The organism is Ruminococcus sp., assembly GCF_045129435.1.
Taxonomy (GTDB): domain Bacteria; phylum Bacillota; class Clostridia; order Oscillospirales; family Acutalibacteraceae; genus Ruminococcoides.
In genome coordinates this window covers 1-7,076 of record NZ_JBGVJL010000155.1, presented here as the reverse complement: position 1 = coordinate 7,076, position 7,076 = coordinate 1, and the positions used below count along the sequence as shown (strand labels likewise).

The following is a 7,076-nucleotide window of genomic DNA, read 5'->3' as shown; positions in this document are numbered from 1 at the left end:
ATTATTTATGTATATAGTATATACTGTACCAATCAAAATTGCAAGCAAAAAATTATTAAAAAAATTTTCAAATAGGTGTTGACAAATAGAGGAAGATGTTGTATTATAAATATGCAATAAGTTAGTGATAACTAACCAAAGCAAGAATCTTTCCATTATTGTAATTGTACCTCTATAATTGCAGAATAAACTTAAATCAACGCCTGTAAGGGCGAAATTTTTAAAAGAATAGTTAGCTTAAACTAACTATAAAGGAGTAATATGTCTGAAGAAATTTTAGTCCGCCATTGTTCACCGACCTTGGCGAATATAAAAACAGGCAATCTGGTTAATTGCCGAATTGACAGCGTTCAAAAGCTGAAAAAAGATATTATCTCCCTAAACTTTGTTCTCAACGCAAAAGGTGTGTCAATCCGTGTACTGTACTGTTCGTCCGAAAGAGCGTTGATTTATGTTTATCGCCCCGACAAGCTAATGCAAGATGTCAGTGACACTAAGGTTTCAAGTTATCTTACCTCGATCGGCTACAATGGCAAGAGCGAGGACGAACTTTTAAAGGAACTTTCAAAAAGAGTGTATTCTTGCGGTGGCTTTCCACACGAAATCGGCTTGTTTTTAGGTTATCCGATTGATGATGTAATCGGATTTATCGAAAACAAGGGTAAGAACTTTAAGTGCTGTGGTTGTTGGAAAGTCTATCACGATGAGGTAAACGCAAAAAAGACATTTGAAAAGTACAAAAAATGTACTAATATATATTGCAAAAAATATTTGCAAGGGTCGTCAATAAAACGACTTACAGTATAATTTACAAAGGAGTAATTAAGTTATGAGTAAGATAGCAGTAGTGTTCTGGAGTGGAACAGGTAACACAGAGGCAATGGCAGATGCTGTTGCTGAGGGTGCAAAAGGAGCAGGAGCAGAGGTTTCTGTATTTAATGTAGCAGATTTTTCTGCCGATAAGGTAGATGAGTTTGACGCAATCGCCTTTGGCTGTCCTGCAATGGGTGCCGAAACACTTGAGGATACAGAGTTTGAGCCTGTTTTCAATGAATGTGAAGCAAAGCTCAGCGGTAAAAAAATCGCACTCTTCGGCTCATATGGCTGGGGTGACGGCGAATGGATGAGAACATGGGAGGATACCTGCAATGCGGCAGGTGCGGTTCTCGCAGCAGAAAGTGTTATCTGCAATGACGCTCCCGATGATGAAGCCACAGCAAATTGTAAAGCACTCGGTGCAGCACTTGCAGGCTGATAAACTAACCAATCCCTTATACATTTCATATTTTTTCTTAAAGACTGCCACTTGTAATGAGTGGCAGTTTTTAATTGACAAGAAGCCCGTAGTTATAGTCAACTACGGGCTAATAATTTATTCTGTATCTAATAATTCCATTGTATATTTTTTACCTAAAACATAATCACCATTAATATAAGAAGTATCGCTTACTGTTTCGCCTACTTTAATTGCGTTAAGAATCATACTACCAGAACCAACAACAATATCATTTTCATCTTTTATTTTGTATCCAATTGATGGTGAACTGCTTTTGTTATCTCCTTCAGAGTTATAGAGCATTTTCGCTTTCAATTTTACTGTTAAAGAGCCGTATTCTGAACCTTCAAAACTCATCTCTTCTACTGAAATAGTAGTTTTGAGTTCATTTTTATAGTTATATTCATTGATTTCAATAGGTAAATTTGGTGTACTGATAGAAATTTCGGCTAAAGGTAGATCATATATATTCAAAGCTTTTTCTTCAAAACTATAGCCTCCTGCAACATCAGCTGACAAAGTCAAAGTTCCATCTGGTGTGCTTCCAAGTGTTATGTCATTATCTGGTATGTAAACAGTTCCCATTAAGTGATTTAGATCTTGGTATTGATTTGTCCACATTGCATAATCATCTACGGTTACTGATGTTGTTTTGTTGTACACTTCATCACCGTTGTTATTTACAATTTTTATGTGAATGTCAGCATCCGGAGTAAGGTAGTTGGAGTCTTCATATTCAGAAAAAGAAAAGAAAACAAGATGTTGCTGAGTTGCTTTGTCATATTGTACACTTCTGTCACCTATATAGTTTGCATTACTGGTATTTTTATGGGTTTCTTGTTGTTTAGATGTTTCTACTGTTGAAAAATTTGTTGTTTCATTAACTGAATTTTCATTGTTTTTGCTATTTCCATTACATCCGGCAAATAAAGACAGTGCTATTGAACATAGTAAAAATAGTGTTATTGATTTTTTGATTTTCATAAATTCATTTCCTTTCTAAACTGATAATATTTTTTACTTCTAAATCAAAATCACTTTTAACTATTAATTATAGTAAAACTTGAATATTTATATAATTTTATAAACACCTCCTTAAAACTCATTAATAATTAACATTTATTCAGTAATGACACTCACTGAATGTCAATTACAGGTGTATTATAGCATAAAATATTCTTATTGACAAGCACTAAATGTCAAAGGAGTATAAAATATGTTTAAAAATAAAAATGAAAGTATGAATAATGTATGTGGAAAGAGGATTGCGGAATTAAGACTTGCATTAAATCCTAAATGCAGTCAAAGACAGCTTGCGGAAAAACTACAGCTTTTTGGATTGGATTTAGACAAAAATGCAATTCAAAGAATTGAGTGTGGAAAAAGATTTATAACCGATATAGAAATAATTGCCTTTTGCAAGGTCTTTGAAATTCAGCCTAATGATATTTTTGCCATGGTATAAATAAAAAGTCATACAATAGTATTGTAATAATTATATTTGGGGTGTTGGTATGTTAAGTAAAAGAATTCGTGAATTAAGATTATTCCTCGGATTAAATCAGGTGCAATTCGGACAGGTCCTTAATGTTACAAAGCAAACTATAAGTAATTGGGAAAATGACAATATTCAGCCGTCTGTGGAAATGCTTACTAAAATAGTAAATACCTATTCAGTAAGTGCCGATTATCTGCTTGGCATTAACGAGAGGCAAACCGTAGATGTTTCGGGGTTATCACAAAAGCAGATTGCTCATATACAAATGATAATTGACGATATTAGAAATAAATAAAGATTTAAGCAAAAAATCAGCCTGATTTCGTATGAAGTCAGGCTGAAAATTTTTATTTATTGTTATGAAATCACTTATTCTCCTCGTTATACTTGAGCTGATTGTAAATCATATTTGCACACATATAAACATTACCGCCACCCATTGTGAGAATGAGGTCGCCCTCTTTTGCGTTCTTGCAAACATAGTCTGTGATTTCCTCAAATGTGTCAAGGCAGACTGAGTTTGGCACTTTTGCACCAAGGTCGGTTGAGTAGATGTTGTATGTATTGGTTTCTCTTACCGGAAGAATTTCCGAGATGATTGCAACATCCGGAATTTTAAGTGCCTCTGCAAAATCATCAAGAAGAAGTGCTGTTCTTGAGAATGTATGTGGCTGGAAGATTGCCCATACCTTTTTAAAGCCCATATTCATAGCTGCGTTGAGTGTTGCGGTAAGCTCGGTTGGGTGGTGAGCAAAGTCATCTGCAACTGTGATTCCCTCAGGTGTGCCGAGAATTTCAAAACGGCGATGTACACCGCCAAATTTATGAAGATTTTCAGCAATTTCCTTTGGAGTTGCACCAAGATAATGTGCAGTAGCAGCAGCGGCAAGTGCATTGTAGATATTGTGTTTACCCGGAACAATAAGCTTGATGTTTGTAAGAAGTTCGCCCTTGTAGTAGATGTCAAACTGCTCGTGAACGCCCTTGTCGGCAGAAATATTTACTGCTCTGTAATCACAATTTTCACCGAAACCGTAGGTGATTTTTTCAATATCAACATCACTGACAGCCTCAAGTGTATTTTCGTCATCACCGTTGATTACAAGCAAGCCTGTTGTCTGCTTTGCAAACTTGTTGAAAGACTTCTTGATGTTGTCAAGATTTTTGAAGTAATCAAGGTGGTCTGCATCAATATTAAGGATAATTGAGATAAACGGGTTAAGCTGAAGAAATGTATCAACATACTCGCAAGCCTCGCACACGATGATGTCACTCTGACCAACATAGCTGTTGCCGCCGATGAAAGGAAGTTTACCTCCGATGATTGCCGACGGGTCAAAGCCACTGCCGATAAGTACCTGTGAAAGCATAGCTGTGGTTGTGGTTTTGCCATGTGTACCAGAAACTGCGATGCTTTTCTGGTAGCGTCTTGTAACAACGCCGAGCATAACGCTTCTCTCAATGCAAGGAATACCCTGCTCAACGGCTGCCTTTCTCTCAGGATTATTCTCCTTGATAGCAGCGGAATAAACCACAAGCTCAGCACCGTCAATGTTCTCTGCACGATGTCCCATATATACAGGGATTCCGTAGCCTTTAATTCTGTCGAGAGTATCGCCCTCGTTCATATCAGAGCCGGAAAGCTGATAGCCCTCACTGTTTAAAATCTCGGCAAGCGGACACATACCACTGCCGCCGATTCCGATAAAATGAATCCTTTTTATATTATCAAGCAATTTGTCGTAATTCAAAACACTCATTCTCCATTCACAAAAATTCTACCTTATATTATAAGGCTATCGCCGAAAAAAATAAATACCTTTTTTGAATTTGTAATATATTTTTTCGTATTTTAGTTTTTATATTGCCAATGTATATTAAAAATGTTAAAATATAATCGGTGATTTATTGTGAATTTAGTTAAGAATGATATTATTAAATTAAATATAACTTCAGCTACCGCCGAGGGAAACGGAGTGGGCAAGACCGAGGACGGCATTGCGGTTTTCGTTCCGCTTTCTGCTGTAGGAGATGAGCTTGAAGTCAGAATATTAAAAACTAAGAAAACCTATGCTTTCGGCAAGATTGAAAAAATAATAAAGCCATCTTCTGCAAGAATAGAGGTTGACTGTCCGCAGTTTTCTAAATGCGGCGGCTGTACTTGGCGACATATTTCGTATGATGAAGAGTTAAAAATTAAGTCAATGCGTGTGTATGACGCTGTGACGAGAATCGGCGGAATCAAAGACTTTGAGTTTAAAAATATAATTGGCTGTGAAAAACCTGACCGATACAGAAACAAGGCTCAGTTCCCAATTGGCAGGGCAAAGGATGGAAGTGCGGTGTTCGGCTTTTATTCATTCCATACACACAGAATTATTCCTTGTGATGATTGCCTGTTACAGCCTGAAATTTTTAATTCTGTAATAAAAATTACTAAGGAATTTATTGAAAAAACCAATGCGGATATTTATGATGAGTCAACAGGTAAAGGCAGACTCAGACATTTGTATATGCGACTCGGTGAGATTACAAATGAACTTATGGTTTGCTATGTGGTAAACGGAAACGGCTTAAAGCAAGAGGACGAGCTTGTAAGAATGTTAAAGGAAGGCTTGCCTAATCTAAAGAGCGTGATTATTAATTCTAACAGAGAAAAAACAAATGTTATTTTAGGTAAGAAAAATCGTGTAGCTTATGGCAGTGACCACATTACCGATGTTTTGTGCGGATTGAAATTTAAAATTTCGCCTTTCTCATTCTGGCAGGTAAACCGTGCTCAGGCAGAAAAGCTTTACGGCAAAGCAAAGGAATATGCAAATTTGCAAAAAAATGAAATTTTGCTTGACTTGTACTGCGGAACAGGCACAATAGGACTTACAATGGCAGAAAATTGCAAAACCTTAGTCGGTGCTGAAATTGTGGAGGATGCCATAAAGGACGCCAATGAAAATGCAAAAGCAAACGGTATAGAGAATGCAAGATTTATTTGTGCAGACGCTTCAAAGGCAGCGGCACAGCTCAAGGCAGAGGGACTAAACCCAGATGTCGTAGTTCTTGACCCACCAAGAAAGGGCTGCGGCGAAGATGTAATCCTTACAGTATCTCAGATGTCGCCAAAGCGTGTGGTGTATGTATCCTGCGACCCTGCCACCCTTGCAAGAGATTTGCAGATTTTTGAGTCAAACGGCTATAAAACCAAAGAAGTAACCCCTTGCGACATGTTTTCAAGAACAGCACATGTGGAGACGGTGTGCTTACTATCAAAGAAATGCCCAGTTTAAGCGGGGTTGAGGGCTTTTTTGTAAATATGTACCTGTGTTTTTAGCAGGAAAAAATGTATAAAGAAAATAGAAATTTAAGAGGGGTGCAAAAATTTGTTGATACCAAAGTTGTGCGCCGGAATAGTATCGGTAGAATTATGGTGTCCGCGAATAGTTGCACCCATATAATCAGTTGAAAGTGTTCCGGCGAAGGAATATAATTAGCGTGTGGATATTGTTTTTATGGAGGGAAGAAATGCAATATTTAACTACTGCAGAATTTTCAAAAAAATGGAACGTTTCACAGAGACGAGTGTCTCTTTATTGTAAAAACGGAAGGATACCAGGGGCCGAATATAAAGGAAATATGTGGTTAATTCCGGAAGATGCAATAAAACCTGAGGATCCAAGAAAGAAAAATAAGGTGATAGACAATGGGATATAGGTATATAGGCTCTAAAGCTAGGCTTATAGATGAAATTAATGGATATATAGATAAGTATTCAGGAAATGGAAGATTTATTGATGCGTTCTGCGGAATGGGACATGTGGCAATAGCAGCCGCAAATAAAGGATGGCCGGTAGTAATAAATGACCAGATGTTATATGCAGGTTATATTTCAAGAGCAAGGTTATTCACAGATGCTCAGGTTAATTTTGAGGCATTGGGGGGATATGATCGTGTGATTGCTGCATTGAATAGCGTTGAAGGAGTGCAGGGATACTTCTGGAGAGAGTATAGTCCAGCATCATTGCAGTTTTGTGGGATTGAAAGAAAATATTTCACTGAGAGAAATGCAATGATAATAGATGCTATTAGACTTCAAATAAAAGAGTGGTACACTGATGAATTAATAACAGAAAATGAAAAAATTCTTTTATTGGTAAATCTTATGGAGGCGATAAATGAAGTTGCTACCGCTTTTGAAAAGCTCATGGGTAAGGAAGCCTTCGCTGAGATTTTGGGACAGTTCGTTACCAAGCCAGCAGGCAAATTAACACTCGTTCCGGTGAGTGATAAGAGACCGGAAGTATCAGT

At 37.2% G+C, this 7,076-nt stretch carries 9 protein-coding genes; 7 read left to right on the top strand and 2 right to left on the bottom strand.

All coding sequences use genetic code 11. The annotated features are described in order from the left end of the window. Window positions 1-261: 261 nt before the first annotated feature. Both ACJMMI_RS07450 and ACJMMI_RS07445 read left to right on the top strand, forming a co-directional pair. A complete protein-coding gene (locus ACJMMI_RS07450; protein WP_405354639.1) occupies window positions 262-807 on the top strand; it encodes a DUF3793 family protein in 546 nt (181 codons plus the stop codon). A gap of 22 nt (window positions 808-829) precedes the next feature. After that, window positions 830-1,255, top strand: coding sequence for a flavodoxin (locus tag ACJMMI_RS07445; protein WP_405354638.1), 426 nt, complete (start codon window positions 830-832; stop codon window positions 1,253-1,255). 117 nt (window positions 1,256-1,372) lie between these two features. Here the strand turns inward: ACJMMI_RS07445 and ACJMMI_RS07440 are convergent, their stop codons facing one another. Further along, on the bottom strand, window positions 1,373-2,260 hold the full coding sequence (locus tag ACJMMI_RS07440) for a hypothetical protein (RefSeq protein WP_405354637.1): 888 nt from the start codon (window positions 2,258-2,260) through the stop codon (window positions 1,373-1,375). A gap of 232 nt (window positions 2,261-2,492) precedes the next feature. On the opposite strand from ACJMMI_RS07440, the gene ACJMMI_RS07435 reads away from it, so the two are divergent. Further along, on the top strand, window positions 2,493-2,741 hold the full coding sequence (locus ACJMMI_RS07435) for a helix-turn-helix domain-containing protein (RefSeq protein WP_405354635.1): 249 nt from the start codon (window positions 2,493-2,495) through the stop codon (window positions 2,739-2,741). Between the two features lie 49 nt (window positions 2,742-2,790). Beyond that, window positions 2,791-3,069, top strand: a complete 279-nt coding sequence (locus tag ACJMMI_RS07430; protein WP_405354633.1) for a helix-turn-helix transcriptional regulator — start codon at window positions 2,791-2,793, stop codon at window positions 3,067-3,069. Window positions 3,070-3,139: 70 nt separating this feature from the next. Here the strand turns inward: ACJMMI_RS07430 and murC are convergent, their stop codons facing one another. Beyond that, complete coding sequence (murC, locus tag ACJMMI_RS07425; protein WP_405354632.1) at window positions 3,140-4,534, bottom strand: UDP-N-acetylmuramate--L-alanine ligase; 1,395 nt, start codon at window positions 4,532-4,534, stop codon at window positions 3,140-3,142. A gap of 150 nt (window positions 4,535-4,684) precedes the next feature. Here murC and rlmD point away from each other — a divergent pair, with 150 nt between their 5' ends. The 3 genes from rlmD to ACJMMI_RS07410 form a co-directional block, all read left to right on the top strand. Then, on the top strand, window positions 4,685-6,058 hold the full coding sequence (gene rlmD / locus ACJMMI_RS07420) for a 23S rRNA (uracil(1939)-C(5))-methyltransferase RlmD (protein WP_405354631.1): 1,374 nt from the start codon (window positions 4,685-4,687) through the stop codon (window positions 6,056-6,058). Between the two features lie 235 nt (window positions 6,059-6,293). Then, window positions 6,294-6,482 carry a helix-turn-helix domain-containing protein gene (locus tag ACJMMI_RS07415; RefSeq protein ID WP_405354630.1) on the top strand — a complete coding sequence of 63 codons (189 nt, stop codon included), beginning with the start codon at window positions 6,294-6,296 and terminating at the stop codon, window positions 6,480-6,482. Then, window positions 6,472-7,076: DUF2800 domain-containing protein (locus tag ACJMMI_RS07410; protein WP_405354629.1), on the top strand; the 605-nt coding region annotated here is incomplete at its 3' end. The genes ACJMMI_RS07415 and ACJMMI_RS07410, both read left to right, overlap by 11 nt.

Coding starts and splice junctions, on each gene's coding strand:
- ACJMMI_RS07450 (WP_405354639.1), top strand. CDS start 262: ATGTCTGAAGAAATTTTAGTCCGCCATTGTTCACCGACCTTGGCGAAT.
- ACJMMI_RS07445 (WP_405354638.1), top strand. CDS start 830: ATGAGTAAGATAGCAGTAGTGTTCTGGAGTGGAACAGGTAACACAGAG.
- ACJMMI_RS07440 (WP_405354637.1), bottom strand. CDS start 2,260: ATGAAAATCAAAAAATCAATAACACTATTTTTACTATGTTCAATAGCA.
- ACJMMI_RS07435 (WP_405354635.1), top strand. CDS start 2,493: ATGTTTAAAAATAAAAATGAAAGTATGAATAATGTATGTGGAAAGAGG.
- ACJMMI_RS07430 (WP_405354633.1), top strand. CDS start 2,791: ATGTTAAGTAAAAGAATTCGTGAATTAAGATTATTCCTCGGATTAAAT.
- murC (WP_405354632.1), bottom strand. CDS start 4,534: ATGAGTGTTTTGAATTACGACAAATTGCTTGATAATATAAAAAGGATT.
- ACJMMI_RS07415 (WP_405354630.1), top strand. CDS start 6,294: ATGCAATATTTAACTACTGCAGAATTTTCAAAAAAATGGAACGTTTCA.